Origin of the sequence: Vibrio spartinae, assembly GCF_024347135.1 — a bacterium.
GTDB classification, from domain to species: Bacteria; Pseudomonadota; Gammaproteobacteria; order Enterobacterales; family Vibrionaceae; genus Vibrio; species Vibrio spartinae.
The window spans coordinates 2,913,799-2,939,726 of the sequence record NZ_AP024907.1; the positions used below are offsets into that span (position 1 = coordinate 2,913,799).

Sequence of the window (25,928 nt, forward strand, 5' to 3'; positions counted from 1 at the left end):
TCCCAATTAGAGCTGTTGGTTCACGTAGCTCATCATTTTATCTACCGCAGAAATGACTTTGGAGTTCATTTCATACACTCGCTGCGCTTCGATCAGATTCACTAATTCTTCAGTGACATTCACATTTGAACTTTCCAACATCGACTGACGAATATTTCCCAAACCATCTAACCCGGGCACCCCTTCTTGCGGATCACCACTAGCACCGGTGGGTAAATACAAGTTCTGGCCGACAGGCTCCAAACCACCGGGGTTGATAAAATCAACCGTCGTAATCTGACCAACGACCTGATTATTTTGCTGACCACGAATTCGCACGGAGACCTGACCATCGTTGCCGACCGTGACAGAGACGGCATCTTGCGGCACCACAATTTCAGGTTGTAATGGATACCCGGAACCGGATGTTACAATGGTACCTTCGGCATTTAAGGTAAACTGCCCGTTCCGAGAGTAACCCATATTGCCGTCCGGCATCATAATCTGGAAGAAACCGTCACCTTCAATCATCATATCCATACTGTTATTGGTGGTTTGTACATTACCGTTGGTATGAACTTTCTGAGTCGCGACGACTTTGGAGCCGGCACCAAGCATCAACCCGCTTGGCAATTCGGTATTCTGTGAAGACTGACCACCGGGTTGATTGATATTCTGATAAAAAAGATCTTCAAACACAGCGCGGCTTTTCTTAAAGCCGACTGTGGAGGCGTTCGCAAGGTTGTTCGAAATCGTCGCAATATTAGTCTGTTGCGCATCTAAACCTGTTTTACTTACCCATAGAGCTGGATGCATGTTCTTTTCCTCTCACTCATTAACCGGTGCGCAACAGAGAATTGGACGCTTTATCCATTTCTTCTGCTGTACTCATCATTTTGACTTGCATTTCAAACTGACGCTGTAGGTCAATGAGATTGGTCATTTCTCCAACAGCATTGACATTACTTCCTTCCAAAGCACCGGTAAGTAAAGCCACACTCGCGTCGGCATTAAATACTGTGTTCGGGGCTTTGGCCCGAAACAGGCCTACCGAATCTTTGTATAGCGTCTGATTATCAGGGCGGACCAATTTAATTCGTCCGACAACTTCCATCGCGTCAGCCGGTGCACCTTGAGGAATGACGGACACGGTACCATCTTTACCGATCTCAATTTTACTCAGTGGAATGGGCAAGGTAATCGGTGCATCATTGTCACCCAGAACCAGATGTCCAGAGCCACTCGTGAGTAAACCATTGACATCGATCTGGAAATTCCCGTTGCGGGTCAGGCCTTCTGTGCCGGTATCATCCAGCACAGAAATCCATCCATCACCCTGAATAGTGACATCCAAATCTCTGCCTGTGGTCATGACGCTGCCTTGAGCAAAATTATTTCCCGGACGTTCCGTCATACTGAATACACGGGTTGGTAGCCCGTCACCATAGCTCTGCATCGCGCGAGCCTGAGCGAGATCAGCTCGAAAGCCCGTTGTGCTCACATTGGCTAAGTTGTTCGCTCTGAGCTGCATTTCCTGCATATTCTGCTTTGCGCCACTCATTGCCAGAAACAATGCACGGTCCATAATCCACTCCTATCATCGTCATACGATAGATATAAAGCAATTGGTGTGCCAAGTAATAATGGTTATATAATTCAAATGATTAGCAGCAGAAATAAAAACAAAGAGGTTGTTTTTGCCGCAAGATTGCCGGAGGGAGGAAAAAGTCAGACCGACTTTGCCGTCGGTCTGAGTCAAACATTATTATTAGCGGATTTGTAGAATCGTCTGTTGGGTCTGATTATGAACTTCCAATGCACGAGAGTTCGCCTGAAAGTTCCGTTGTGCAGAAATCAAATCAACCAACTCTTGTGTCATATCAATATTGGATTGCTCTAATGTCCCACTATTAATTGTCCCAAATGATCCTTTATTGGATTCACCCCAGATCTTATCACCAGAAGCATTGGTCGAATCCCACTGAGTCCCGCCTTTCTTATCCAGCCCTTGTTCATTGGGAACCCGGACTAAAGCGACACGACCCAAGGTCACATTCTCACCGTTTGAGTATGTTCCGAGAATGCTGCCTTCTTCATTGACATCGACTTTGGTCAAAAATCCTGTTGTCGCGCCATCTTCATCAAACTTAGTTAACTCAAATGGTGCCGCGAACTGAGTTGAAGAATCCAGACCGAATGAAAGCACTTGGTTAACATCCGCACCATTGAGGTTGATTGGGTTTGCCCCGGTACCTAACGGTTCAGATACAACATTTTGTCCGTTGTTTATACTCGCCAAAGTCCCGTCATTATTAAATTTCAAGGTATGGCCGACATGTCCTGTCGGTGTCGCAGCATCACCACCGACGATGTTGATCGGTTTTTCCCCCGCAGAATCGGTCATCGTATAGTAGACCTGCCAAGTATTTGGCTGAGTCTGATCCTTGAGGTAATAAGTCGTCATTTTGTAGGCTTGACCCATTGAGTCATAGATCGTCGATGACGTCGAACGGTTATATGTTTCCGGATCCTCAAAATCGAACAGCGCAGGATCTTTCAAGTCACCATTTGCCGGTAGGTTAACACCAACATCAATATTGGAGGTCTGCTTCGGTTTACCGAACTCAGCAGGAATATTGATTGGTGACGACTCATAAGACAATACATCACCAGTTTCCGGATTCACTTTATACCCGAGCAGGTATTCGTCATTCGAGGTGACGAGATAATTATCATGGTTAATGTGAAAAGCACCATTCCGTGTCAACTCACTCTGTTGCGGTACCAGACGGTCTTTTGCCACAGCAAAAAAACCTGTTCCGGAAATCCGCAAATCCATGGGGTTGTTGGTATAAACACTCGATCCTTCATGAAACTGTTGAGCGACCTTATTTATTTGTACCCCTTTCCCCGGGGTTGTTTTCGCATTGGTAAACAATGAATTGGAATATACATCACCAAATTCTGCACGCGATTCTTTAAAACCATAGGTATTCGCGTTGGCAATATTGTTACTGGTGGTATTGAGGTCAAGCTGAGCGGCCGATAAACCACTTAATGATACATATGACATCCTGAATTCTCCTATCTAGCTAGCATATTACGCTTTGCCTACTTCCAGTACCTCAGCAAGTCGAACTGGCGAATCAAAGCCAGCCAGATTGAGTAGTACGTTACCATCACCTTTGCCAAGAAGAACGCTGTTGACGTTCGCATAAGTTGAAACATCAAATTCTTTGCTCTTCCCGTCTACGAGACCTGAAGCTTTAACTTTATATTTGCCTCCCGGTAAAGGGCTGCCGTTTTGATCTTTGCCGTCCCATTCAATCCGGTTATCACCGCCAGATTTTGCCCCGACATCAAATGTTCTTACCAGCTGTCCGGCAGCATCTTCAATCCGGACAAGTAAATTATCGACAGGCGCAGGAAGTTTCACCATTGCCGCCATGTTGCCTTGATCTTTCTTCACACCGCTGGCTCCGGGAACCAGTACGTCCCGGCCGACTAATGAAGAGGCCTGCAACGCTTGATTCGACGTCATCGAAGAGTTAAGACTCTCAAACTGGGTGTTCATCTTCCCGATACCATCAACCGTCGCAAATGATGCCATTTGAGCAATCATCTGATCATTACTGACTGGCTTAAATGGATCTTGCTGTGACAGTTGTTTGGTGAGCAATGACAAAAAGTCTTCCTGTTTCAGATCCTGTTTACCAGTGACCTCATCAGGCTTTTTTTGCTCTTGAAGTTTTTTGAGTTGATCGATATAGGACAAACTGCCATTTTGACCAACATTATCTATTCCGGCCATATGTTATCTCCTATACCTCACTGACCCATCTGCAATGTTCTGAGCAACATCTGCTTACTTGCTTCTGCCAACTGAACATTGGTTTCATATGCTCGTGAAGCTGAAATCATATTTGCCATTTCTTCCATCACATTCACATTCGGCTTATAAATATAACCATCAGCATTTGCCAGAGGATGGTCAGGATTATATTCCGCAACTAATGGTTTATTACTTTCCAAGACCCCTAAGACCTTCACCGGTACGGTATAGTCATCTTTCGATTTTGCCCGGTTTAACTCAGCGGCAAATATCGGATGACGCGCCTTATAAGTGTCCTTTGCAGAACTACTCACACTATCAGCATTCGCCAAATTACTTGAGGTCGTATTTAGACGAACAGACTCAGCACTCATGGCAGAACCTGTAACATTGAATACGTTAAATAGACTCATCTAATTTACTCCCCTTTAATCGCTTTGGTCATTCCTTTGAACTTTCCACCCAGAAAGTCAAGGGAAGCCTGATGACGAAGCTGATTTTGCATAAAAAGATTTCGCTCTAAATCGACATCAACCGTGTTGCCGTCACCGGTATCTGGTTGCGTCGGGATGCGGTAAAGCGTTTCCCCCACCACTGCCATGGAGGCAGGAATATGCCGTCCATTGGTTCGAGTCAGACTAATACTTGCCCCCGAACTTGCCGCTTGTAGTGCTTTGTCAAAATCTAAAGCTTTTGCCTTATATCCCGGCGTATTCGCTTGTGCGATATTGCTGGAAATCATCTCTGCATTACGCTCACGAACACCGACAGTGTACTGGTGAATGCCTAACGCTTTATCAAATGAGATTGCCATATACGCCTCTTCATGGATATATTGATTGCCACACCATAACTTTTAGCAATTTGTGTACCAACTTTAACTCTTATCGCTCATCCTGAGATAATCATAGTGAACATATCATCACGTAACTTCACCATGGCTTTTCCTTATCATCAGGCAAATTTCAGACCAATGTTGTGATGGCAGAAAAGAAAAACCCGGCATTGCCGGGTTTAAAAAGAGAATAACGTTATTTATTTAAGCTTATAGATAATACCGGGGTTACAACGCACCATCTCAAAACGGTCCGTCAGGCCAGTCAACGATTCTGACGCTCCCAATAACAGGTATCCGTTCGGATTCAAGTTATTAGCCATTTGATTGAGAACTTTCGACTTCATATCGGCTGAAAAATAAATTAAAACATTCCGACAAAAAATAATGTCAAACTTACCCAGCATTGAATAACTTTCCATCAAATTCTGAGGTTTAAAACTCACCAAACGCTTTACATTATCTTTGATCTTCATTCTGCCATCTCCGGCATCTTCAAAGAAAGTGCGGCGGCGTTCAGGGGATAAACCACGTCCCAGCGCCAGGTTATCATAACTACCGATACGGCAAATATCTAACATCGTTGAAGAGATATCCGTCGCGGTAATCGAACAATTCGTTAATAATCCAGGTTTCTTCTGCTGTGTTTCTAGAATCGTCATCGCAATCGAATAAGGTTCTTGGCCAGAAGAACTCGCTGCAGACCAAATTTTAATCGGTCGGCGATTCGCTGCCAATTCAGGTAGCAATCGTTCTGACAGGACTGTAAAAGGGTAGCTATCACGAAACCACAAGGTTTCATTGGTTGTCATGGCATCGACAGCGGCAATTCTTAGATCTCGACTGACACCTCTCACCACTTCTTTCAGTAATGTCGATAAAGAATCCATCTTAAATTTTGTAACTAACGGACTAAGACGGCTTCGAACTAGATATTGCTTACTATCCCCAAGTACAATCCCACATTGAGACTCTAAAAAGCGGCAAAAATCTTTATATTCTTGTTCGCTGATCGTTATTGCAGTCATTCACTTCTCTTTAGCTCAGTGTCAACCAATGCAGCTTTTACCGCATTACCAAGTTCATCAGGATTAAACTTCGCGATGAATGTATTTGCGCCTACTCTTTCTACCATAGCCTGATTAAATACACCACTTAATGATGAGTGGAGAATAACATAAAGATCTTTCAGCTTCGGATTACGCCGAATTTCCGCAGTAAGGGTATATCCATCCATCTCCGGCATTTCGATATCTGAAATAACCAATGAAATATGGTTAAAAATATTATCCGTGTCAGAAAGCTCAACCAATTTTTCATAAGCTTCCTTACCATCTTTTACTGCAATGACTTCAAACCCGATTGACTCCACGGCACGCTGTACCTGCTTACGGGCTACGGTTGAATCATCAGCAATCAAGATGCGACGAACAAATTCCTGTTCCTTATTTTCTTCGGCATGAGCAATATCTTCTGCAATGGTTGAATCCATCGTTTCATCAATCGGCGCGATTTCCGCTAAGATTTTCTCAACGTCAATAATCTCAACCAGTTCGTTCTCTATGTTGGTGACGGCCGTCAGATAGTTTGCTTTCCCGGCCCCTTCAGGCGGTGGTAAAATCTCTTCCCAACGCATATTCACAATACGTTCAACAGATGCAACGAGAAACGCTTGAATGGTGCGGTTAAATTCAGCAATGACCACAAAACTTTTCTCAACATCAGTCGTTGCCCGACCGCCAATCGCTAAGCTTAAATCAATGACAGATACGGTTTGTCCACGGATGTGAGCAACACCTTTCACTAAACGATGTAGATTTGGCATTGCAGTCAGCTTTGGGCACTGCAACACTTCTTTTACTTTAAATACATTAATGCCGTAACGCTGGCGACCATTCAACCGGAATGTCAACAATTCTAAGCGGTTCTGCCCAACGAGTTGTGTACGCTGATTCACAGAATCAAGAATACCCGTCATAACCCCATCTCCATCTCTCAAACCTTTGCTATAAAAAAGTGATAGTCTACAACAAGCGATGAATAAATTAAGGGAACCAGAATCATGTTCAAGAAACTGTGCTTATCCCCTCTGCCTTTTACTAAGTGTAGAGCTTTCTTTAAACTTTTTTATAGCATTATCGTCATTTTATCTGTTTTCTTTAATATTTCGACTCAGGCAGCAACTCAAGAACAACTTGATCATATTAGAGAAACCGCAGAGAAATACGCTACCACTGTTATCGAGCATCCAACAGGTGGGAAAATAGTTGCCACAGCGGCACCTCTTGATAATCGGATACAAGCATCCGATTGTCCAACAGGATTAAAGGCTTTTTCCTCATCAAGAAATGGTTCTGCAAGCCATATCACTGTTCTTGTTGAATGTCCGACAGATAATTGGCGGATTTATGTTCCCGTTCGATTGAATATCACAGTCCCTGCCGTGCTCGCTACCACCCCACTAAATCGAGGACAAATCATTACTCAACAAGATGTTAGTTTGGGTATGGTAGATCTGCTTCGCTTCCGACAGCAAGGATTTTCGACAATTGATCAAGTGATCGGAGCAAAAGTTAAAAGAAATATTCCACTAAACGATATTATTAGTGACCGAGATATTTGTATTGTCTGTCGTAATGAAACCGTGACAATCAAAGCAATTAAAAATGGTTTATCCATCATTACGCAAGGAACAGCACTGTCAGACGGTGACTTGGGGGAGCAAATTCGGGTTAAAAACAATAAATCCAACCGAATCATTGATGCACAGGTCTCCGGGATTGGTGAAGTGACCGTCCGGTTTTAACATTTCTAACCATGCCGCATAAAAAAACATCATTTTTGGCAAAGAAAATGCTAAAGTAAGATGTAGGTCTGTCGATATTGACGGTACAGGTATTTAATTTTGATAAAAAGGCTCAATTATGGCAAGCATTGATAATGTGCGTTCTGGCCAGTCTCTGACGAATACGAGTCGGAATTCGACCCGTACAGAGCACAATACATCAAATTCAGAGAAGATAAATCACACTTCATCATCGGATAAGAAAGATGCGGTGTCCCTGAGTTCACAGAGTAAAGCGATGGGTGACATTCATAGCAAACTTGCATCAAGTCCTGCTTTTGATAGTGCGAAAGTCGAGGCAATTAAAGAAGCCATCGCGAATGGTTCTTATCGTGTTGATGCAGACAAACTCGCAGACAACATGATCAAATTTGAAAAAGAGCTGGATGGTCTGCAATAATCGAACGATTGTTATCGGTCGATATCACAGACATCTGTGCCAAGAAATCAGGTAATTAAGTCATGGCAGCACTACAAGACCTACTTGAGTTTCAGTTGAACAACGCCCAGTCTCTCTCCGAACTTTTAGAGCAGGAGAAGGTGGTCATTACGCAACGTAATTCATCACAAATCGAAGCCATTGCTAAACAGAAAATTACTTTGATTAGTCAGCTCAACGAGACTGACCGACGGATTGAATCACATTCTCATGTATCGAGCCTACAAGAGGATGAGACATTGAAAAGTCTGGTCGAACAAGTTAAGTCCATCATTTGGGATTGCCAACAAGCAAACAATATTAATGGCGAAGCTCTCAATCGAGCACAAATGAGTTTTCATAAACTAAATAATCTGATGCAACAGAGTCAGGGGAAAATGGGCATGACTTACACAGCTGAAGGGCAAACACGTTCCATTTCTACTTTGGGCACAAATATCAAAGCTTAATATCGCTCCCTTCATTTATTCGCTCTCTACACTCCCATAGATTTCAATATAAATTCAATATAAAAAAGCGGCAATGATTGCCGCTTTTTTATATTCTGGGGAGAAAGAACTTGCCGCTCATGTGGCAATAACACCGTCAATCACGACAGATTAAAATAAGGTCTGCTGCCGCTTATCAGGAACCTGCTGGACTTCCCCATAGTCCCTCAGTCTTTCCATCTTATCTACATTCAAACGCAGTTCCGTCACATAACTATCACCGACTTTATAGCTTCTTACGACTTCGGCCCCGCGAATAACCCCGTCAACAGCACCAGATGTCGCTTCCGTTCCAAGTCGTTGATCCATGAGTTCCGCTCGTCCACTAACTCGCATACCATACACTTGCTCAGCCAACTCACGATAAGCATCAATTTTAGATGCTCGCATGGCACGAACTTGCTTCTCTTCTACATTGCGACCTTTTTGTTCACTAATCGAAGCATAACCGACCGCGGTCAGCCATTCTTGTTTATTCATGGTCTGTAATGGCTGGCATCCGACCAACAATAAAAATATAGCGCTCATTAACCAAACTTTCATCAGCAACTCCTAAGGACGCAGAATAACAGTGTAAGGCTGAGTCATTGTTGGATCAGAACGAATCAACACCCCATCTTCAGTCCGGACCGCATTCAATGTATCCAAATCCCGGCCAATTCGATCCGCGGGCAAGAATCCCTGAGCCGTCGCAACCACCACCCGGGATTGCATCCCAACCACTCTAGCATTGACCAGTACCCCACCTTCCTGACGCAACATTGTCCCGGTCAACACATATTGAATTTCCTGCTGTTGGGCCAGATCTTTCCAATCTCGACTGAAGGCAAAATCCCCTTGATGGGTTACCTGAATGGAACCTGTTGTTTTGAAATCAACAACTTGGAATCCTCGTTGTTGCAGCTGGTGAATAAATCCTTCAGTGACTGAATTCCCTAACCAGTTGGTGGTATCCATATTTTGCAAATCGACGAATGAAGTGACTGCAATCGGTGTTCTCGCCGTCACGCTGGTATTCGACTTCATTAAATCTTCAGTCATGCTCTCCACGAAAAAATCTAAAGTGTGACGAGGACTTTCTAATAACATAAACTGGGAGCCTTTATAGGGCTCTTTACCATTATATATCGGGGCATAGGAACACGCTGTTAAAAATAACGCGGGCACTAACAATAGCCATTTTTTCATTTTCCGCTCTCCAGATAGCTCGGACATTCAAGCGTCCAGTTTTTGACGCAAAAGTGGAACACTCTTTGCTTTCTCTGCTATTCATCACCAAGAAAGCTTTGCCGATAACTGCTCTTATCACCGTTATCAGAATAACAAGCAAATTTTATACCTGATTGGTAGGTAAATATGAAAAATGTAGGAACCATCCTCTTATCACTTTCTTTGTTCATATTCGGTACAGTACCGGCAACGGCCTCATGGTATGAAGTCACTGGTAGTGCAGCGGTCGTTTCATCGGAAACTCAGGCAAAACTGTATGCACTTGAAGATGCCGTATATAAAGCGATCAGTTTTTCCGGAGCGGATATCGGTAGCATCAGTAACCTCTACCCATTACTGGATGCTCAGCGTACTGAGTTTCAGTTTACCAATCATGAGGTCCGCTACATTCTGGTCGAAGAACAAACGGTCAAAAACAACGTTGTCTATGTCAAAGTCCGAATCGATATTTATCCATCCGCGTCAGGTTGTCAGGTAGAACAATATAAGAAAACCGTATTGGTGAGTAATATCACGCTTGCTTCCCCACAACAGGCAGTGATGGGGCAAATTTACAAGATTGGCGATGACTTTTCCCAAGTATTAAATAAGCAATTGGATAAGGAATCACATAGTTTTATCTCGGTAGGTACAACAGATTATGAGATTGATAAAAATTCTCCCACTCGACTCAAGATGATTGCTGAAGATAATAATGCCCAATACATTATTGCCGGCAATATCACTGACCTCACAGCAACCATCGCTGCACAACCATCAGGAGATGAAGTCATTAATCGTCAATTTGCAATGGATCTGAGTGTCTTTGATGGCGAAACAGGAAATGCAATCATCAGTCGTAATTATCGTGAAATCGCGCGTTGGCCATTTCCAAGAACCAGTCAGGTCGATACCAAAAGCGCTCGCTTCTGGGCTTCAACCTATGGTGAAATGCTGCTCCGTCTCAGCCGCCATGTGATGTTAGATCTTGAATCAGAGCTATCGTGTAAAATCACCTTGCCGGAGGTCATCTCTAAATCAGACCATATCGTCATGATGAATTTAGGCAGAATTCACGGTGTTCAAAAAGGAGATAAGCTTCAATTATGGCATACAGGGTCCTTTATCGATCAAAGAGGATTAGCGCGCAATAAAGTCACTCAAAGTGATATCACACTCACGGTTAATCGTGTTTATGAAACGGAAGCCGAACTGTCAGTTGATCAAGTCGAGTTAGCTGACAGCATTCAAATTGGCGACGTAATGCACAAACAGCTCATAAAATGAAATCAAGACTTAACTTATCTTATTTAAATCAGTAATATATAAGCATATTGCTGTACAGTTTTCCGACTGTGCAGCAAATACCGATGTCCCCTTAGTTCAGTTGGATAGAACAAGGACCTCCTAAGTCTTAGACGTGAGTTCAAATCTCGCAGGGGACGCCACATCTTCCTATGGTATATTCTTCATAATCGCTTGAACAACATGACTTCTGCCGCGATGCATCACCCCCTCGTAGATCTCCCTTTCTTTCTCTTCAATATACCAAGGGGATAACGTCGGAAGCTCCTGAACTAAAACTTGCCGTGATAACATCATATCAGTCTCAGGAGGACCACCCGTTTTATATTTCAACTGCTCCGGTGTATACCCTTCAACCAGATAAATCCCATTGGCTTTGAGACTTCTCGGTAATGCCTGATGCAGTTTTTGCCGCACAACCGGTGGAAGATGGCAAAAGACCGCCACAACCGCTTGCCACTGTTCGAGCCCTAAATCGAACTCATCCAGATCAGCCTGAATAAAATTTACAGACACACGATGCTCAGCTGCAAACCGACGGGCTTTGTCAATCGCAACAACAGATAAGTCAACAGCTGTCACATCATAACCACATTTCGCCAGATAAACAGAATTCCGTCCTTCACCATCCGCCAAACACAAAACCGATCCTAACGGAAGGTATTGACGTTTCACACTATCACGCAAGAAATCATTCGGCTCTTTACCGTAGATATATGTATCGACCTGATATCGGTCATCCCACATCACATTGTCCTACCCATTAAATTAGATAATTCTAATTTACAAAAAACGAGCGGTCATTTCAAGAGACAAGCAATTTAAACCCTCGCCCTTCAACCGCTCAGCACAAACGAAAAAGGCAGCTTGATAAGCTGCCTTAAGTCCATATAAAAATGGGAGAGTCTAAAACTTATAACCACCAGAAATCATCACGATGACTGGATCAATATGCACGTCAGTAGATTTTTCAGCGCCATTGAACTTATAGGTTGCCGTAGAATCAATGTCGGCATACCAGACTGAAGCATTCACAAACCAATTTTCATCGAGTTTATAATCAACACCGGCATTCACAGCCAATCCCCAAGAGTCATCCAAACTCAGATCACTCAAGCCGGCAGCAGCACCATTACCATTAATTTTTTCATCAAAGAATGTGGTGTAGTTGATACCAGCCCCAACATAAGGTCGAAATTGTGAATCTGACTGACCAAAGTAGTACTCAAACATAAATGTTGGTGGCAGATGCTTTGTCTCACCAATCTCACCTAAATTTAAAAGTGGTGTTGAAATATCATGAGAAAACGGTGTCGCAGCCAAAACTTCAAAGCTGACATTATCCGTAATCATATAACCTAGCGTTAAACCAAGTTGAGTATTTGTATTGACTTCCAACTCTTCCTGACTGCCTAAAATTTTATCACTGCTGTCATTTGGGATAACCGATGCAATCCCTGCTCGCACGATAAAATCACCCTCTTGGTGAGCAAAAGCACCAGCAGAAACGAAGGCGGTCATGATGGCTAATCCACAAAGTGTCTTTTTCATTATATTTTTCCTTGTCATTGGGCGAAAAGACTTTACTGGAGCGCACGGTAGCACATAAAAACCACACTGTTTTGATGGAAATCAATTTGTAAAATTTATAAACAAAAATTGTATTGTTATGTTAAAAAAATCACATTTTCCATGAAATATAATGTTGAAAAACTTAAAAAGATCATTCACAGCCATATAAAAAATGCCATCTAAACATTGATTTATATCAATTTATAAGTATGTTTTGATTTAGTTTTCGGAACGAGTTCTACACTTATAGAGCGTTCGAGGATGCTAAACAGGAGGATTGTGATGAGTTTAATTCCACGAGACTCATGGTCTGATTTTTATCATTTATTTGATCATGCTTTTCCGTCGATTCGGCCAAGCTTCAATATTGAATCTTTTTCTCCGCGGGTTGATGTACTGGATAAAGAAACTGCATTTGAAATTATCGCGGATTTACCCGGGGTCGAAAAAGATGATATATCAGTGAGCTGTCAACATGGCACGTTGACTATCGAAGCATCGACCTTAAAAAATGAACAGAAAACCGATGGGGATAAAGTCATTCATAGAGAGCGCTATCAAGGCAAAATGGTACGCAGCTTTACTTTAGGTGACAATATCAACGCGAAAGAAATTTATGCAGAGTATCAAGATGGTGTACTGGTGGTTGTCGTGCCGAAGATAGAAATGAAGCCAGACGAAACTGCTCAGCATATTAAAATCAACTGATGTTGAAAAAGCAAATGACTAAAAAGCGGTGTATCTCACCGCTTTTTCTGTTTCATCCCTCAGAAAATTTTAGTTACTTCCCTGAGAGTGGCTGAAGACGATTCTTTGATGCATTTCGGTACTTCTGATAACTTTTCACAAACTGTGGGAATAAAGACATCACAATCATACCAGCCATCAGACTATATTGTATCGGCGTATAAGATTCACCCACCAACAGCAGACCACACAGAATCCCTGCAACAGGATTGGCAACCCCAGCAAAAGTAAATTCAACCACTGAAAGCTGTCTGAGTGCCCAAACATAAAGAGAATATGCAACCGCAGTATTCATGATACAGAGCCAAAACAGTCCTAATACGTTTTTACCTGACAAATGCTGCCATGCGTTGAGATAGAGAGCCGGCTCGTAGCTCAAGTGAACCAAGACAATCAATAATAATGCCAAACCACCCAGAATCAGTTGCCAAGTCAACACACACCACCACGCCAATTTCTGGTTCAACATTTGAGTCAATGTGCTCCCGCAAATCATACATAAGATTCCAATCAACATGGCAGAAAGCCCAAACAAGCTCAGATCCAAACGACCGGGGTCAAATAGTAACGCAGCGAATCCAAACAGCGCCAAACCAGAAACCATCTGAATCACTGATGGCCGCTTTCTCATCACTATCCATTGGATCAGCATGGCAAATACAGGCACAGACATCATTCCAACACTGGATATCGCTGAAGGTAAGGTCAGTGCCATCACAAATATACAACCGAAAAATATAGCAATGTTCAGCAAACCGGTGGTGAGTAACACCTTCCAAGTCCCCTTATCAGGAAAAGTTGGCTTAATTGCGAAAAGGATAATACCTGCCGGTAAAGCTCGTAATACACCGAGCAGCAACGGTGGCCACCCCGGTAATGTTGCCTGAGTGACGGCATAAGTTGTTCCCCACAAAAATGTAGCCACCATCGCTAGTATTATATTCATATAAAGTATCTTTACATTGAGATTTTATTAATCATAAAAAAGTAATTTATCTTTGTAAAGAATCTTTATGTTAAGATATTATTATCATCGTTTAATCAGGTATATATGACTATGGATATTCTTGACAGGATCGTCACTCAATGGGCGGCAGAAAAACCAGAACTGAATACACTCCCCATGAGTATTTTTGGTCGGATACTACATTTGACTAAACATTTAGAGCAGGAAATCGCCAGTATTCATAAGCAATATGATCTCAAACTGGGAGAGTTTGACGTACTCGCAACATTACTCCGCTCTGGCGCACCTTATCAGTTAACTCCTTCAGCGTTAATCAGCACCGCGATGCTGACTTCAGGTGCGATGACAAATCGGCTCGATAAGTTGGAGCGAAAAAATTTAATTACCCGTATTCATAGCAACGTTGACCGTCGGAGTATTTCTGTGCAATTAACCGAACAAGGCTACCAACTCATCAATCAAGCATTGACAGAACATGTTCAGGCTCAGGAAAGATTGATCAGCGTCTTAAACCAAACAGAACAATCACAGCTTTCAGCTCTGCTTAAGTCTTGGCTATCGTCATTTAACCCGAACACCCCGTCAGGCAGTGATATTGAGTAACAAAGCGTCCCCGTGTTACTTTTATTGCAATAAAAATTGAATGGAATTCTCGAATATTGTCACAATTGTTGTGTGTTATCTCAAACTAGCTCAAAATACCGAAAGTGTTGCTCATGACGTGAATCTGTCTAAATCCTTATCTGGATTGAAAGGGAGAGCAAGACACGCTAAATCATAACAGCCATGAACTGTATTCTCTGCCGCATGACTCATGACTGAAGTGAACGGAACCACTTCACCTTAGTGGTAATTTGATCTATTATTGTTAATAATAAAAATATAGATAACAAACGGATGAAGAAGAGTAATCTTGAAACCAATACTGGCCATCGCTTTATTTCTAAAGCGAAAACAGCTTACAAAATTCACATACATACGCCAGATGATAAAGTTTTACACCGCTCTGTTGGTTTCATTCGTATTGGTGAAAAAAAAGGGCTAAAAAAAGCGATTCTGCTTCGTAATGAGCTCGGTCGTCAAATGTGGGGCAAGCACTGGCGAATGCTCCTCAAAGATCCTTATCTGATGACTCGGCTCCCCCACAGCCTTGAACCTAAAATCATCTATAAACCTCGTCCTACCAAAGACAATCCAAGCTATCGGGATGCTTGCTACATTGCAGCCTGGAGAACCTATGACGCTCAAGGAGAGTGCCACTTCAAGAGTGTGGTTTGTTCAATTAACAAGCATGGGAAACTGGCTGCATATACAAAAACCAAAAAGGCGCTTCTCGACGCGCATAAAGATTATCTCGATATTCTAATTTTTATGGGCCGATTAAATAGTATTGATCTGAAGTAGCCACACGCCCTACACATTGATCAATTCATTCGTATTGCCCATTCTCTCTCAGTACCATTTTCACAGCCACATACAAATAAAAACGCTGCGATATGCGAGCTTTAAACCCGCATATCGCAGCGTTAAATCAAGTTGGATCCGAAATAACCTCTTGCTTATTCTTTAATGACAACCTGATAAGTAAATGTCGGCACTTCGACCTCAACCCGTCGGTTTTGCTCCCGACCGTCTTTGGTATCGTTGGATGCGACAGGCTCAGATTCTCCCATACCACGCACGGTGATTCGATCCGCATCAATTCCCTGAGAAATGAGCTGATCCGCAACAGCCTGTGCTCTTTTCAACGACAGTGATTGGTTGTATTCCTTTGAGCCGGTTGAATCGGTATAACCCGTCACCATCGCTGTCGCTTGAGAATGACGAGACATCAATTCGATGACATCCTGAATATCAGCAACGCCCTGCTTGCTCAGTACCGCACTATCTAATGCAAAGCTACTGGCACTACTCAAGCTCTTTTTCACTGTTTTAATCACTTGCGTTTCAGCCGGCTCTGCCGGAACAGGTTCAGGGGTTTTTGCAACAACGGCTGGTTCAGCAACAGCTGGCCGAGGCTTGCTGGCAACGACAGGTGTAGACTCAGAACGACCAAAACGATAAGTAACGCCCAGCGTTGCCATATTGCCTTGAGCTCGTACAATATCATTATTTATATCAGTGAGCGCCTGATATTCCAGACGGACAGCCACATTGTCATTCGCACTCAATTCAAGACCTGCCGCTGCCAGATAAGACCAATCATCTTTAGAGCCATAGTCAACATAGGCGCCACCGAGCTTTGCATACAGATCAAGGTTTTGATAGAGAGGAAAATCAAACTTAGGCGCAATGGTCACCGCATTCACATGATCATTGACCATGCCTGCCCCGGTAAATTTTCCTAAGTGATCATATCCGGCCTCCAGTGCAACATGATCCCAAACCTGATATCCAAGAAAAGCACCGACTGCCGATGAATCGTCATCGCAGACATCGGTCGGACGACATGAATCATCCAGCCAAGACTTGCCAACTTTACCACCAACATAAACCTCGGCATGAATCATTGCGGAAACCATCCATGATGCTGCCGATACCACGATTATCATTTTATTCATGCTGCTCTCCTTTTTATTGTGAATTGCCCGAGCTTGCTTCAATACTGAACACATAGAATCAGGGTTACTCTATTGCATCACTGTAAAGAATAAGAGAAGGGGGTGTTAACTTACTGTCACCTTTACCGCTTTTGAAACATAACAACGGATTCAGCAGCACCAACTTTAATCAGTGCAATACCTTTTATATATAACCGAAATAGAAAAGCCGCAACCTAGGTTGCGGCTTCTCATTTATCTTTATGTTATTCGATGACGTTAGCCAGCATTTGCTTCACGCTGCTCAATAAACGCGATGGCCATTTGAATCCGCTTCATCACACGCGTTTTACCAATCAGCTGCATTGTGGCGTCGACAGATGGAGACTGTCCCCCGCCAGTCACAGCAACACGTAACGGCATCCCCACTTTCCCCATGCCGAGCTCAAGCGTCTCACATACATCAGCAATAACCTGATGCAGGCTCTCAGTGGTCCATGTCTCCAGCGCAGTTATTTTTTCCAAAGCCAGAACGAGAGGCGCTTTTGCAACCGGGCGCAAATGTTTTTTCGCGGCACCATCATCAAACGCATCAAAGTCTTCATAGAAATAACGCGCCTGCTGTGCCAGCTCAACCAAGGTTTGTACCCGGTCAGCCAGCAGCTGAATGACTTCCGTTACCGCCGGGCCATTTTCTGGGTTGATTCCCTGATGATCCAAGTGCCATTGCAGATGCCCGGCAACGTATTCAGGATCCGAGCTTTTGATATAGTGATGGTTTAACCATAACAATTTATCAGTATTAAATGCAGATGCTGACTTGCTAATCGCATTCAGACTAAAGTGCTCAATCATTTCATCACGAGAGAAGATTTCCTGATCACCATGAGACCAACCAAGCCGTACTAAATAGTTATTTAATGCTTCTGGCAGGTAGCCCTCATCGCGATATTGCATCACCGAAACAGCGCCATGACGCTTCGAGAGTTTGGCACCATCATCCCCTAAAATCATCGCACAATGAGCAAACGTTGGCACCGTGGCTCCCAGCGCTTCATAGATATTGATTTGACGCGCAGTGTTGTTGATATGGTCTTCTCCCCGCACAACATGAGTGATACCCATATCCCAGTCATCAACAACCACACAGAAATTATACGTAGGAGAACCGTCCGTCCGGCGGATGATTAAATCATCGAGTTGATCATTACGAATTTCGATCCGTCCACGAATCTGATCGTCAAAAACGGCACTCCCCTCTTTCGGGTTACGGAAGCGCACAACAAAAGCATCACCATCTTTTGCCGCATCATTCACCGCTTTGATCTTCGGATGATTAGCGTCATAGCGAGGATTTTCCTTGTTGGCTTCCTGCTCTGCACGAACTTCATCCAACAGTGCTTTGGATGCGTAACACTTATACGCTTTTCCTGCTGCAAGTAACTGCTCAACCACTTCATCATAACGATCAAAACGTTTCGTCTGATAATAAGGGCCTTCATCCCAATCCAACCCTAACCAGCTCATGCCTTCCAGAATTGCATCGACCGCTTCCTGCGTTGAACGCTCTAAATCAGTATCTTCAATTCTTAATACAAATTCCCCGCCCTGATGTTTTGCATAGAGCCAAGAATACAATGCCGTACGGGCACCACCGACATGAAGAAACCCTGTAGGGCTTGGAGCAAAACGCGTTTTAACCGTCATGAGATTTACCTTTATTCTGATCGAGTTTAACAACTTCGGATCTAGCTGTATCAGCCAAAATTTGCCCAGTATTCTAGCACCTGAGTATCAATCACGACAATGACCCTTTACCCTGAATTTTCAGTCATGTCAGTGGATAGCGCGTCACGTTCAGCAGAAAGAACCAGAAATGGCGAAATGCCTTGACCTTCCCCTTGCGTCAAGGTTTATGTTGAGCAAAATGGGATAGAGAAAGAAGCGAACATGCATCATTTAAAACTACCGTTATCAGGCTTGCATTGTATGGGCTGCGCCCGGAAAGTAGAACGTCAGCTCAAAGCGAATTTGAATGTCGAAATTTGCCATCTCTCCCCGTCTCTTATTGAGATGGACACCGATGCCTCCATCAATGAAATTGTCGAAAATATCGAGTCTCTCGGATATCAGGTTGGTAAAAGACAACACTACACGTTGCAGGGTTTACACTGTGGCAAGTGTGTCCAAAAACTCACCAACCTACTGAGTGAAAGTGAACAGATTCAAGATTTGAATGTGACCAAAGCGACACTCTCACTGGTCACAACCTTGCCGGAACAAGCCATTCTCGATCAAGTTGCATCACTTGGCTATCAAGCCTTTACAGAGTCATCATCCCCAGACAGTAATCATATCCCCCAAACCCCAGATACAGATACAGATACAAAAAGACAAACAGAATCAACATCAGCGACAACACCATCTCGTCAACAACATCAAATGGACGTCACGACCAATTTACTTGTCAAAGGGATGACTTGTGCCAGTTGCGTCGCTTCCGTAGAAAAAGCGCTGTTATCCGTCTCTGGTATTGAGGGGGCACAAATTAATTTATCAGAACAGAGTGCCGCTGCATTTTCCGCACAACAGCCGGATCAACAACAGTTAATTGCAGCAATACGCTCTGCCGGATATGACGCTGAAATTATCGATGATCCGGCACAGCAACAGGAAAAACAGCAAGCCCATTTAACGACGACACTCAAATACCATCGTCGTCATGCCGTCATGGGGTTGCTACTGGGGATTCCGATTATGGCATGGGGCGTTTTCGGTGGCAGTATGCTGATCCAAACACAGCAACAACAGCTGAGCTGGGGGATCGTCGGCCTCTTATGTTTAGGGCTACTGTGTACTGCAGGTCGAGGTTTCTATCAAAGTGCATGGCAGGCACTTCAGCACAAAAGAGCCACCATGGATACACTGGTCGCGTTAGGAACGGGGGTCGCATGGCTTTACTCAATCATGGTTGTCATCGCACCACACTGGTTTCCCATCCAAGCCCGTCATGTCTATTTCGAAGCCAGTGCCATGATCATCGGTCTTATTTCTTTGGGGCACGCCATTGAATCAAAAGCCAAAGCTAAAACAACACAATCGCTCCAAGCGTTGATTCAGCTCCAGCCCCAACAAGCAACACTCATGACCGAAAGTGACGATCAAAGCATTCCTGTCTCACAGATTGAAAAAGGTATGCATCTGAGAATTAAACCCGGAGATAAACTCCCTGTTGACGGGGTTGTCATGCAAGGAGAATCCTATCTGGATGAATCCATGCTGACCGGAGAACCAATTCCCACGCTGAAACGTCCCGGAGATACCGTCTCCGCAGGAACCATCAATCATGATGGCAGTCTGGAGATTGAAGCAACCGGCGTCGGCAGTGAAACCATGCTTTCCCGTATTATTCAGATGGTCAGGAGAGCACAAAGCAGTAAACCGCCTATTGCGAAACTCGCCGATCAGATTTCTGCTGTGTTTGTCCCTGTTGTCGTGGCTATCGCTATCATGGCCGCATTGGTCTGGTTCTGGTTCGGCCCCGAGCCCAAAGTCAGCTATATGCTTGTCGTTGCAACCACAGTTCTGATTATTGCCTGCCCCTGTGCATTGGGACTCGCAACCCCGCTATCGGTAACGGTTGGTGTCGGCAAGGCTGCAGAAATGGGTATCCTTATCCGCGATGCCGAAGTGCTCCAAACCACCAGCCACATCGATACGGTTGTCTTTGACAAGACTGGTACATTGACGGAAGGCAGGCCACAGGTTCAAGCGATTGAAAGCTTCCAGCGGGAACAACACGAGTTGTTATCCATCGCCTACGCACTAGAGCAACAATCTGAACACCCGTTAGCCAAAGCCGTATGTGAGTACGCACGGTCAAAAAAAATCTCAGCAGCTCAAATTTCATCATTTCAAAATCTGCGTGGACGCGGGGTCAAAGCCGCTTACGACGGTCACGCTGTTTATATCGGTTCTGTGCATTACATGACATCTTTGGGGGTCTCATTCAGCCAAATACAAACCTCGCTTGATCATGTCCTTAAGCAGGCATGGACACCAATTCTGATTGCGATTGATCAGGACATTCAAGGCGTGATTGCAGTGGCAGACCCGATTAAAGCTGATGCGGCAGAAGCCATTCAAGCACTCAATACGCTAGGCATCAAAACCGTGATGTTAACCGGAGATCACCATACTGTCGCCCAAGGTATTGCCAACCAGTTAGGGATTCAGGAGGTTATAGCTCAGGTTCTCCCCGATCAAAAAGCAGCACACATCATTGAATACCAGCAAGCTGGACATAAAGTCGCGATGGTCGGTGATGGCATTAATGATGCGCCAGCGCTAGCGCAAGCTGATCTCGGCATTGCAATGGGAAGTGGCAGTGATGTGGCCATCGAAAGTGCTCAGATGACATTTCTCAACAGCTCACCACTGTCGATTCTTAATGCCATTGCACTCTCCAAAGCAACGGTAAAAAATATCAGGCAGAACCTGCTCGGGGCATTTATTTACAATACCCTCGGCATTCCGGTCGCAGCCGGAGCATTGTATCCATGGTTTGGCTTTCTGCTCAGCCCTGTCATTGCCGGAGCAGCGATGGCTTTATCGTCGATTACCGTTGTCACAAACGCCAACCGATTACGGCTGTTCCGACATCAGCATCAGCCGCATGAGTCAGAACCAAAAGCTAAATGATTTTGAGTCATGAACAGTTGCTTATCAGTCACGACCCAATCTATGCTAGCGTTCAGATGAATGCCACAAGATAGGAAATCCACTTATGCAACTCACCCGTCTGCTTTCAGTCGGAGCCATCATACTCAGCTTCTATACAAATGCCGAGCCATTGTACTGGCTCGCCAGTAAGAATCAGACGCAACTGATGCTATTGGGCTCAGTCCATGTCGGACACCCGGATATGTACCCGTTACCCAAACCGGTGATGGACTTTCTTCGTGACAGTGATGGATTAATTGTCGAAGCCGATATCCGTCAGGCAAACAAGTTGCAATATCCGCCCGTCAAGTGGACCTCACAACAAGTACTCTCCGCTTCGGAGCTGGAAAAATTAGAGCATATCGCTGAACAGTTAAATCTCAATGTGCAACGTCTGAAAGCATCGCCACCATGGCAAACGGCTATCGGTTTACAAATGCAGGCAATCAATCGGCTAGGGTATCGCGCCGATCTCGGTGTTGATCAATATATGATTCAAAAAGCAGAGTCGGCATCCATTCCGATAATTGGCCTCGAATCACTCCAGTCTCAAATCGATTTACTGGCAGGTATGAAGCAAAATGGTAAAGCGTTGCTGACGACCACACTGCAAGATTGGGGAGAAGATTCGCACGCAACCGAGTGTTTGGTGACAAGCTGGCATCAGGGCGATCCAGAACAATTGAAACAGTTGATTGATCATCATGACATGTCCCAAGAAATGTCTGAACAACTTGAAGTCAAAAGAAATCATCGCTGGTTAAAGCAACTGACGACCGCACCGATATTTACTGAACATCCTTCGAAATATCTCGTCGTCGTGGGTGCTTTACACTTAATCGGCCAGGAAAATTTAATTCAATTACTGACCAAGCAAGGATTCACCGTCACCCGGCAAAATACCATTGAGAAAAGGACGAGTCAGATGGATGAATGTCAATAAACGAAAAAAGCCTCAGCATATGCTGAGGCTTTTTTCTCAATGTGGTCGGTGAAGAGGGATTCGAACCCCCGACCCTCTGGTCCCAAACCAGATGCGCTACCAAACTGCGCTATTCACCGAGTCTTGGTTGGGCAGCTGCTAACAGCGCCTCAACGGGTGGCTATAATACGGATTCTTGTTATAGACGCAACTCATTTTCGCTAATTTTTCCAAAAAAATAATCAAGTGCTCAAAAGACATCCATCTCTGGCTATAAATGTGACAATGGACACATGAATTTCAACAAATACGTAACTTCACCAATACACTTGATCCAGATCATCACTTGATTGATTGACTCACTTTATGTTTAGTACGTCTTCGCAACTTTGAGGAAACATCGCTTAAAACTGAACATCAGGGTTTTGCTTTGGTCGATAAGTTTGTTTTTATAAACTGAGTGTTTTAACAAACTGAATGTTTTAACAAACTGAAATGTTTTAACAGACAAATTGCCACTGCGTAAACACGGTTTAGTCACAGTGTGCAGTTTCTTATCAACAAAGTCATGAATGACAAATCTCCTCACTAGATCGCTTAGCGCCTGTAAAAAACAGTGATAAGCTATGCACCGGAGCGGACCTTTTCCCACTCCGGTTTTTTATTTTTGTCTGCCATACATCTTTCCCATACTCACTTAAGCATAATTCTTCAGCAGCTCCCCTCATTTAACTGCAACACCATCCTTTGTCCTGTCCACCTTTCTTGTCCATCTTAAGTAAAGGAATCTTTAGTAAAGGAATGTTGCGAGAGTCTTGCATCTCAAAGTCACTTCGGTATATATAAAAAAATGACCTCAAGGTGCGTGATTGACAACAATTCGGAGGAATACGAATGTCTCAGAAAGATTTCGAGTTATTTCAGCAAATGATGGAAGATGTCCAGCCTCTGAAACACGATACAGCCGAACTCAAGAAAGATTTACAGATTACTGAGGCGCATCTTGCCCGGCAAGAAGCAGCGATGAAACTAGAACAGCATGAGTCTGATTATCTGTCTCTGGAACATGCACCACCAGTTAAACCCCATGATCTGATCGAATTTAAAAAAAGCGGGGTTCAGGACGGTGTTTACCGAAAACTCAGACTAGGCAAATATCCGATTCAAGCGCGTTTGGATCTTCACCGAAAAACACTGGAACAAGCCCGTGATGAGATTGTGAAATTTTTACGTCAGTGTATGCGAATGGATATTAGAACCGTCCTCATCATCCACGGGAAAGGCGAACACTCGAACCCGCCGGCACTGATGAAAAGCTATGTTTCGTACTGGCTTCCTCAGATCGCAGAAGTCCAGTGTGTTCACAGTGCACAACGATTTCACGGTGGAAGTGGCGCACTTTATGTTCTCTTGCGTAAAAGTCAGGTACAAAAACTGGAAAATCGTGAGCGCCACCAGAAAAAGCGGCCTCACTAACCGAAAAAGCAACAACGGATATGACTTTCTTTCCGTACACGTATGTACTTTGGATAAACAAGCACTTTGGATAAACAAGCCGAAAATAAAAAAACAGTCAGACTATAAGAAGACTGACTGTTTTTTTATCTGATCAACGAAGAGCTTACTTGGTACCGAAGATTTTATCTCCAGCATCACCCAGACCGGGAACAATATAGCCTTGTTGATTCAGATGATCATCGATTGCAGCGGTGTACAATTCAACATCAGGATGCGCTTTTTCTAACGCCCGAATCCCTTCAGGTGCTGCCACCAGAACCAAGATTTTAAATTGTGTGCATCCCTGCGCTTTTAACAGATCAATCGTTGCGATCATCGAGCCACCGGTTGCCAACATGGGGTCAACCACCAAAGCAATTCGCTCCTCGATGTTTGAAGCAATTTTATTAAAATAAGGAACAGGTTCCAGTGTTTCTTCATCCCGATAGATACCCACCACGCTAATGCGGGCACTCGGTATATGCTCAAGCACACCATCCATCATACCCAATCCCGCACGAAGGATCGGAACAACCGTCACTTTCTTGCCTTTGAGTTGATCAATCTCAACCGGGCCATTCCACCCTTCAATCGTCACTCTCTCGGTTTCAAAGTCTGCTGTTGCTTCATAAGTGAGTAAGCTGCCGACTTCAGTGGCTAACTCGCGAAAACGCTTGGTACTAATATCAACCTCTCTCATCAAACCCAATTTGTGTTTGACAAGCGGATGTTTCACTTCGACAACTTTCATCTGCATCTCCGACATTCAATCAAATAAACTTTCCGATTATACATACTTTCTATCGTTAATTTTATCCTTAACATCAGGAAATATCATGATTTAACACATGGAGAAGCCATGATTACCCAGAATTTTCAGCCTATCTCACCAGATAAAAAAATCAGCGCAAACGTTTTCCTTTTACTTTTTTCCCCTGTAGAATAGCGCCGTTTTCATATCCAACCAAAGAACGAGGATGACCCCGTGAGTGGCAAAAACACATCTCTGAGCTATAAAGATGCAGGCGTTGATATTGATGCAGGCAACGCGCTTGTAGAGCGAATTAAAGGTGCCGTAAAGAAAACGCGTCGCCCGGAAGTAATGGGTGGTATCGGTGGTTTTGGTGCCCTGTGTGAATTACCAACCAAATATAAGCACCCAGTGCTTGTCTCAGGAACGGATGGTGTCGGCACTAAATTACGTCTGGCACTGGATATGAAAAAGCACGACACCATTGGGATCGATTTAGTCGCAATGTGCGTCAACGATTTGATTGTACAAGGTGCCGAACCTCTATTTTTCCTTGACTATTATGCCACCGGAAAACTTGACGTTGATACCGCAGCAGACGTCGTTTCCGGGATTGCCGAAGGCTGTCTTCAGGCTGGTTGTGCGCTGATTGGCGGAGAGACCGCAGAGATGCCCGGCATGTATGAAGGTGAAGACTATGATGTCGCCGGATTCTGTGTCGGTGTCGTTGAAAAAGAAGCCATTATTGACGGTTCCAAAGTTGGGGCCGGTAACAGTTTAATTGCTGTAGGCTCGAGTGGTCCTCACTCAAATGGTTATTCACTGATCCGCAAAATTCTGGAAGTCTCGAATGCGGATAAGTCAGAATTGCTGGACGGAAAAGCCGTTGGTGAACATTTGCTCGAACCGACCAAAATCTATATCAAGTCAGCACTCAAACTCGTTGCTGAACATGATATTCACGCCATTTCTCACATTACAGGTGGCGGATTCTGGGAGAATATTCCCCGCGTTCTACCACAAGGTACCAAAGCCGTCATCGATGGTAACAGCTGGGAATGGCCAGTGATTTTCAAATGGCTGCAAGAAAAAGGTCACGTCGAGACTTACGAAATGTACCGGACTTTCAACTGCGGTGTCGGTTTGATGATCGCACTGCCAGAAGCACAAGCTCAAGCGGCGGTCGAACTTCTCCAATCAGAAGGAGAAAATGCTTGGATTATCGGGCATATTGCAGAAGCACAAGCTAACGAACCGCAAGTAGAGATTAAATAGTTC

General features: G+C 44.1%; 27 protein-coding genes and 2 tRNA genes. 12 read left to right on the forward strand and 17 right to left on the reverse strand.

The window, feature by feature from the left end; translation table 11 throughout:
* Positions 1–6: 6 nt before the first annotated feature.
* The 8 genes from flgG to OCU60_RS13085 form a co-directional block, all read right to left on the reverse strand.
* Positions 7–795, reverse strand: a complete 789-nt coding sequence (gene flgG, locus OCU60_RS13050; protein WP_074371641.1) for a flagellar basal-body rod protein FlgG — start codon at positions 793–795, stop codon at positions 7–9.
* A 19-nt stretch (positions 796–814) separates the two neighbouring features.
* Complete coding sequence (locus OCU60_RS13055; RefSeq protein ID WP_074371642.1) at positions 815–1,564, reverse strand: flagellar basal body rod protein FlgF; 750 nt, start codon at positions 1,562–1,564, stop codon at positions 815–817.
* Between the two features lie 183 nt (positions 1,565–1,747).
* Positions 1,748–3,052 (reverse strand): flagellar hook protein FlgE, encoded by a 1,305-nt coding sequence (gene flgE / locus OCU60_RS13060; RefSeq protein WP_074371643.1) that lies wholly within the window; start codon positions 3,050–3,052, stop codon positions 1,748–1,750.
* A 27-nt stretch (positions 3,053–3,079) separates the two neighbouring features.
* A complete protein-coding gene (gene flgD, locus OCU60_RS13065; RefSeq protein WP_074371644.1) occupies positions 3,080–3,790 on the reverse strand; it encodes a flagellar hook assembly protein FlgD in 711 nt (236 codons plus the stop codon).
* A 17-nt stretch (positions 3,791–3,807) separates the two neighbouring features.
* Positions 3,808–4,224 carry a flagellar basal body rod protein FlgC gene (gene flgC, locus OCU60_RS13070; protein WP_038183591.1) on the reverse strand — a complete coding sequence of 139 codons (417 nt, stop codon included), beginning with the start codon at positions 4,222–4,224 and terminating at the stop codon, positions 3,808–3,810.
* Positions 4,225–4,229: 5 nt separating this feature from the next.
* Entirely contained in the window at positions 4,230–4,625 is a 396-nt protein-coding gene (gene flgB, locus OCU60_RS13075; protein ID WP_074371645.1) for a flagellar basal body rod protein FlgB, read from the reverse strand.
* Positions 4,626–4,846: 221 nt separating this feature from the next.
* Complete coding sequence (locus OCU60_RS13080; protein WP_074371646.1) at positions 4,847–5,674, reverse strand: CheR family methyltransferase; 828 nt, start codon at positions 5,672–5,674, stop codon at positions 4,847–4,849.
* Positions 5,671–6,624 (reverse strand): chemotaxis protein CheV, encoded by a 954-nt coding sequence (locus OCU60_RS13085; protein WP_074371647.1) that lies wholly within the window; start codon positions 6,622–6,624, stop codon positions 5,671–5,673. Before OCU60_RS13085 ends, OCU60_RS13080 begins: the two co-directional genes overlap by 4 nt.
* An 84-nt stretch (positions 6,625–6,708) precedes the next feature.
* Between OCU60_RS13085 and flgA the strand changes: the two genes are divergently transcribed.
* From flgA to OCU60_RS13100, 3 genes are all read left to right on the forward strand, one after another.
* A complete protein-coding gene (flgA, locus tag OCU60_RS13090) occupies positions 6,709–7,452 on the forward strand; it encodes a flagellar basal body P-ring formation chaperone FlgA (protein ID WP_074371648.1) in 744 nt (247 codons plus the stop codon).
* Between the two features lie 118 nt (positions 7,453–7,570).
* On the forward strand, positions 7,571–7,891 hold the full coding sequence (gene flgM / locus OCU60_RS13095; protein ID WP_074371649.1) for a flagellar biosynthesis anti-sigma factor FlgM: 321 nt from the start codon (positions 7,571–7,573) through the stop codon (positions 7,889–7,891).
* A gap of 62 nt (positions 7,892–7,953) precedes the next feature.
* On the forward strand, positions 7,954–8,379 hold the full coding sequence (locus OCU60_RS13100; RefSeq protein ID WP_074371650.1) for a flagella synthesis protein FlgN: 426 nt from the start codon (positions 7,954–7,956) through the stop codon (positions 8,377–8,379).
* Positions 8,380–8,529: 150 nt separating this feature from the next.
* Here OCU60_RS13100 and flgP read toward each other — a convergent pair whose 3' ends face one another.
* Positions 8,530–8,961: a flagellar assembly lipoprotein FlgP gene (gene flgP / locus OCU60_RS13105; RefSeq protein WP_074371651.1), complete on the reverse strand. Its 432-nt coding sequence runs from the start codon at positions 8,959–8,961 to the stop codon at positions 8,530–8,532.
* A 9-nt stretch (positions 8,962–8,970) separates the two neighbouring features.
* Positions 8,971–9,606 (reverse strand): FlgO family outer membrane protein, encoded by a 636-nt coding sequence (locus tag OCU60_RS13110; protein ID WP_074371652.1) that lies wholly within the window; start codon positions 9,604–9,606, stop codon positions 8,971–8,973.
* Positions 9,607–9,774: 168 nt separating this feature from the next.
* Between OCU60_RS13110 and OCU60_RS13115 the strand changes: the two genes are divergently transcribed.
* Together OCU60_RS13115 and OCU60_RS13120 are read left to right on the forward strand one after the other, a co-directional pair.
* Complete coding sequence (locus tag OCU60_RS13115; RefSeq protein WP_074371653.1) at positions 9,775–10,914, forward strand: flagellar assembly protein FlgT; 1,140 nt, start codon at positions 9,775–9,777, stop codon at positions 10,912–10,914.
* 85 nt (positions 10,915–10,999) lie between these two features.
* Positions 11,000–11,075 (forward strand) — tRNA-Arg (locus tag OCU60_RS13120).
* A gap of 7 nt (positions 11,076–11,082) precedes the next feature.
* Here OCU60_RS13120 and OCU60_RS13125 read toward each other — a convergent pair.
* Both OCU60_RS13125 and ompW read right to left on the reverse strand, forming a co-directional pair.
* The gene (locus OCU60_RS13125) at positions 11,083–11,679 is read right to left on the reverse strand and encodes a class I SAM-dependent methyltransferase (RefSeq protein ID WP_074371654.1); all 597 of its coding nucleotides are present in this window, start codon (positions 11,677–11,679) and stop codon (positions 11,083–11,085) included.
* A 159-nt stretch (positions 11,680–11,838) separates the two neighbouring features.
* Positions 11,839–12,483: an outer membrane protein OmpW gene (ompW, locus tag OCU60_RS13130; protein WP_074371655.1), complete on the reverse strand. Its 645-nt coding sequence runs from the start codon at positions 12,481–12,483 to the stop codon at positions 11,839–11,841.
* Positions 12,484–12,786: 303 nt separating this feature from the next.
* On the opposite strand from ompW, the gene OCU60_RS13135 reads away from it, so the two are divergent.
* Positions 12,787–13,212 (forward strand): Hsp20/alpha crystallin family protein, encoded by a 426-nt coding sequence (locus OCU60_RS13135; protein ID WP_074371656.1) that lies wholly within the window; start codon positions 12,787–12,789, stop codon positions 13,210–13,212.
* A 73-nt stretch (positions 13,213–13,285) separates the two neighbouring features.
* On the opposite strand, the gene OCU60_RS13140 is transcribed toward OCU60_RS13135, so the two are convergent.
* A complete protein-coding gene (locus OCU60_RS13140) occupies positions 13,286–14,197 on the reverse strand; it encodes a DMT family transporter (RefSeq protein ID WP_074371657.1) in 912 nt (303 codons plus the stop codon).
* Between the two features lie 111 nt (positions 14,198–14,308).
* Here OCU60_RS13140 and OCU60_RS13145 point away from each other — a divergent pair, with 111 nt between their 5' ends.
* Both OCU60_RS13145 and OCU60_RS13150 read left to right on the forward strand, forming a co-directional pair.
* Positions 14,309–14,821, forward strand: a complete 513-nt coding sequence (locus OCU60_RS13145; protein ID WP_074371658.1) for a MarR family winged helix-turn-helix transcriptional regulator — start codon at positions 14,309–14,311, stop codon at positions 14,819–14,821.
* 294 nt (positions 14,822–15,115) lie between these two features.
* Entirely contained in the window at positions 15,116–15,622 is a 507-nt protein-coding gene (locus OCU60_RS13150; protein ID WP_074371659.1) for a Fe3+-citrate ABC transporter substrate-binding protein, read from the forward strand.
* 155 nt (positions 15,623–15,777) lie between these two features.
* Here the strand turns inward: OCU60_RS13150 and OCU60_RS13155 are convergent, their stop codons facing one another.
* On the reverse strand, positions 15,778–16,779 hold the full coding sequence (locus OCU60_RS13155) for an OmpA family protein (protein WP_074371660.1): 1,002 nt from the start codon (positions 16,777–16,779) through the stop codon (positions 15,778–15,780).
* A 258-nt stretch (positions 16,780–17,037) separates the two neighbouring features.
* Positions 17,038–18,465: a glutamate--tRNA ligase gene (gene gltX, locus OCU60_RS13160; RefSeq protein ID WP_074371661.1), complete on the reverse strand. Its 1,428-nt coding sequence runs from the start codon at positions 18,463–18,465 to the stop codon at positions 17,038–17,040.
* Between the two features lie 243 nt (positions 18,466–18,708).
* On the opposite strand from gltX, the gene OCU60_RS13165 reads away from it, so the two are divergent.
* Together OCU60_RS13165 and OCU60_RS13170 are read left to right on the forward strand one after the other, a co-directional pair.
* On the forward strand, positions 18,709–21,459 hold the full coding sequence (locus tag OCU60_RS13165) for a heavy metal translocating P-type ATPase (protein WP_074371662.1): 2,751 nt from the start codon (positions 18,709–18,711) through the stop codon (positions 21,457–21,459).
* 85 nt (positions 21,460–21,544) lie between these two features.
* Positions 21,545–22,423, forward strand: coding sequence for a TraB/GumN family protein (locus OCU60_RS13170; RefSeq protein WP_074371663.1), 879 nt, complete (start codon positions 21,545–21,547; stop codon positions 22,421–22,423).
* 42 nt (positions 22,424–22,465) lie between these two features.
* Here the strand turns inward: OCU60_RS13170 and OCU60_RS13175 are convergent.
* Positions 22,466–22,542, reverse strand: a tRNA-Pro gene (locus OCU60_RS13175).
* A 754-nt stretch (positions 22,543–23,296) separates the two neighbouring features.
* Between OCU60_RS13175 and smrA the strand changes: the two genes are divergently transcribed.
* On the forward strand, positions 23,297–23,878 hold the full coding sequence (gene smrA / locus OCU60_RS13180; RefSeq protein WP_074371664.1) for a DNA endonuclease SmrA: 582 nt from the start codon (positions 23,297–23,299) through the stop codon (positions 23,876–23,878).
* Between the two features lie 145 nt (positions 23,879–24,023).
* Here the strand turns inward: smrA and upp are convergent, their stop codons facing one another.
* Positions 24,024–24,650: a uracil phosphoribosyltransferase gene (gene upp, locus OCU60_RS13185; protein ID WP_074371931.1), complete on the reverse strand. Its 627-nt coding sequence runs from the start codon at positions 24,648–24,650 to the stop codon at positions 24,024–24,026.
* Positions 24,651–24,884: 234 nt separating this feature from the next.
* On the opposite strand from upp, the gene purM reads away from it, so the two are divergent.
* Positions 24,885–25,925 (forward strand): phosphoribosylformylglycinamidine cyclo-ligase, encoded by a 1,041-nt coding sequence (purM, locus tag OCU60_RS13190; RefSeq protein ID WP_074371665.1) that lies wholly within the window; start codon positions 24,885–24,887, stop codon positions 25,923–25,925.
* Positions 25,926–25,928: the final 3 nt, after the last annotated feature.

What these genes read in the sequence shown, in the direction of transcription:
- flgG (WP_074371641.1), bottom strand. Translation starts at nt 795, where the DNA reads ATGCATCCAGCTCTATGGGTAAGTAAAACAGGTTTAGATGCGCAACAG.
- OCU60_RS13055 (WP_074371642.1), bottom strand. Translation starts at nt 1,564, where the DNA reads ATGGACCGTGCATTGTTTCTGGCAATGAGTGGCGCAAAGCAGAATATG.
- flgE (WP_074371643.1), bottom strand. Translation starts at nt 3,052, where the DNA reads ATGTCATATGTATCATTAAGTGGTTTATCGGCCGCTCAGCTTGACCTC.
- flgD (WP_074371644.1), bottom strand. Translation starts at nt 3,790, where the DNA reads ATGGCCGGAATAGATAATGTTGGTCAAAATGGCAGTTTGTCCTATATC.
- flgC (WP_038183591.1), bottom strand. Translation starts at nt 4,224, where the DNA reads ATGAGTCTATTTAACGTATTCAATGTTACAGGTTCTGCCATGAGTGCT.
- flgB (WP_074371645.1), bottom strand. Translation starts at nt 4,625, where the DNA reads ATGGCAATCTCATTTGATAAAGCGTTAGGCATTCACCAGTACACTGTC.
- OCU60_RS13080 (WP_074371646.1), bottom strand. Translation starts at nt 5,674, where the DNA reads ATGACTGCAATAACGATCAGCGAACAAGAATATAAAGATTTTTGCCGC.
- OCU60_RS13085 (WP_074371647.1), bottom strand. Translation starts at nt 6,624, where the DNA reads ATGACGGGTATTCTTGATTCTGTGAATCAGCGTACACAACTCGTTGGG.
- flgA (WP_074371648.1), top strand. Translation starts at nt 6,709, where the DNA reads ATGTTCAAGAAACTGTGCTTATCCCCTCTGCCTTTTACTAAGTGTAGA.
- flgM (WP_074371649.1), top strand. Translation starts at nt 7,571, where the DNA reads ATGGCAAGCATTGATAATGTGCGTTCTGGCCAGTCTCTGACGAATACG.
- OCU60_RS13100 (WP_074371650.1), top strand. Translation starts at nt 7,954, where the DNA reads ATGGCAGCACTACAAGACCTACTTGAGTTTCAGTTGAACAACGCCCAG.
- flgP (WP_074371651.1), bottom strand. Translation starts at nt 8,961, where the DNA reads ATGAAAGTTTGGTTAATGAGCGCTATATTTTTATTGTTGGTCGGATGC.
- OCU60_RS13110 (WP_074371652.1), bottom strand. Translation starts at nt 9,606, where the DNA reads ATGAAAAAATGGCTATTGTTAGTGCCCGCGTTATTTTTAACAGCGTGT.
- OCU60_RS13115 (WP_074371653.1), top strand. Translation starts at nt 9,775, where the DNA reads ATGAAAAATGTAGGAACCATCCTCTTATCACTTTCTTTGTTCATATTC.
- OCU60_RS13125 (WP_074371654.1), bottom strand. Translation starts at nt 11,679, where the DNA reads ATGTGGGATGACCGATATCAGGTCGATACATATATCTACGGTAAAGAG.
- ompW (WP_074371655.1), bottom strand. Translation starts at nt 12,483, where the DNA reads ATGAAAAAGACACTTTGTGGATTAGCCATCATGACCGCCTTCGTTTCT.
- OCU60_RS13135 (WP_074371656.1), top strand. Translation starts at nt 12,787, where the DNA reads ATGAGTTTAATTCCACGAGACTCATGGTCTGATTTTTATCATTTATTT.
- OCU60_RS13140 (WP_074371657.1), bottom strand. Translation starts at nt 14,197, where the DNA reads ATGAATATAATACTAGCGATGGTGGCTACATTTTTGTGGGGAACAACT.
- OCU60_RS13145 (WP_074371658.1), top strand. Translation starts at nt 14,309, where the DNA reads ATGGATATTCTTGACAGGATCGTCACTCAATGGGCGGCAGAAAAACCA.
- OCU60_RS13150 (WP_074371659.1), top strand. Translation starts at nt 15,116, where the DNA reads ATGAAGAAGAGTAATCTTGAAACCAATACTGGCCATCGCTTTATTTCT.
- OCU60_RS13155 (WP_074371660.1), bottom strand. Translation starts at nt 16,779, where the DNA reads ATGAATAAAATGATAATCGTGGTATCGGCAGCATCATGGATGGTTTCC.
- gltX (WP_074371661.1), bottom strand. Translation starts at nt 18,465, where the DNA reads ATGACGGTTAAAACGCGTTTTGCTCCAAGCCCTACAGGGTTTCTTCAT.
- OCU60_RS13165 (WP_074371662.1), top strand. Translation starts at nt 18,709, where the DNA reads ATGCATCATTTAAAACTACCGTTATCAGGCTTGCATTGTATGGGCTGC.
- OCU60_RS13170 (WP_074371663.1), top strand. Translation starts at nt 21,545, where the DNA reads ATGCAACTCACCCGTCTGCTTTCAGTCGGAGCCATCATACTCAGCTTC.
- smrA (WP_074371664.1), top strand. Translation starts at nt 23,297, where the DNA reads ATGTCTCAGAAAGATTTCGAGTTATTTCAGCAAATGATGGAAGATGTC.
- upp (WP_074371931.1), bottom strand. Translation starts at nt 24,650, where the DNA reads ATGAAAGTTGTCGAAGTGAAACATCCGCTTGTCAAACACAAATTGGGT.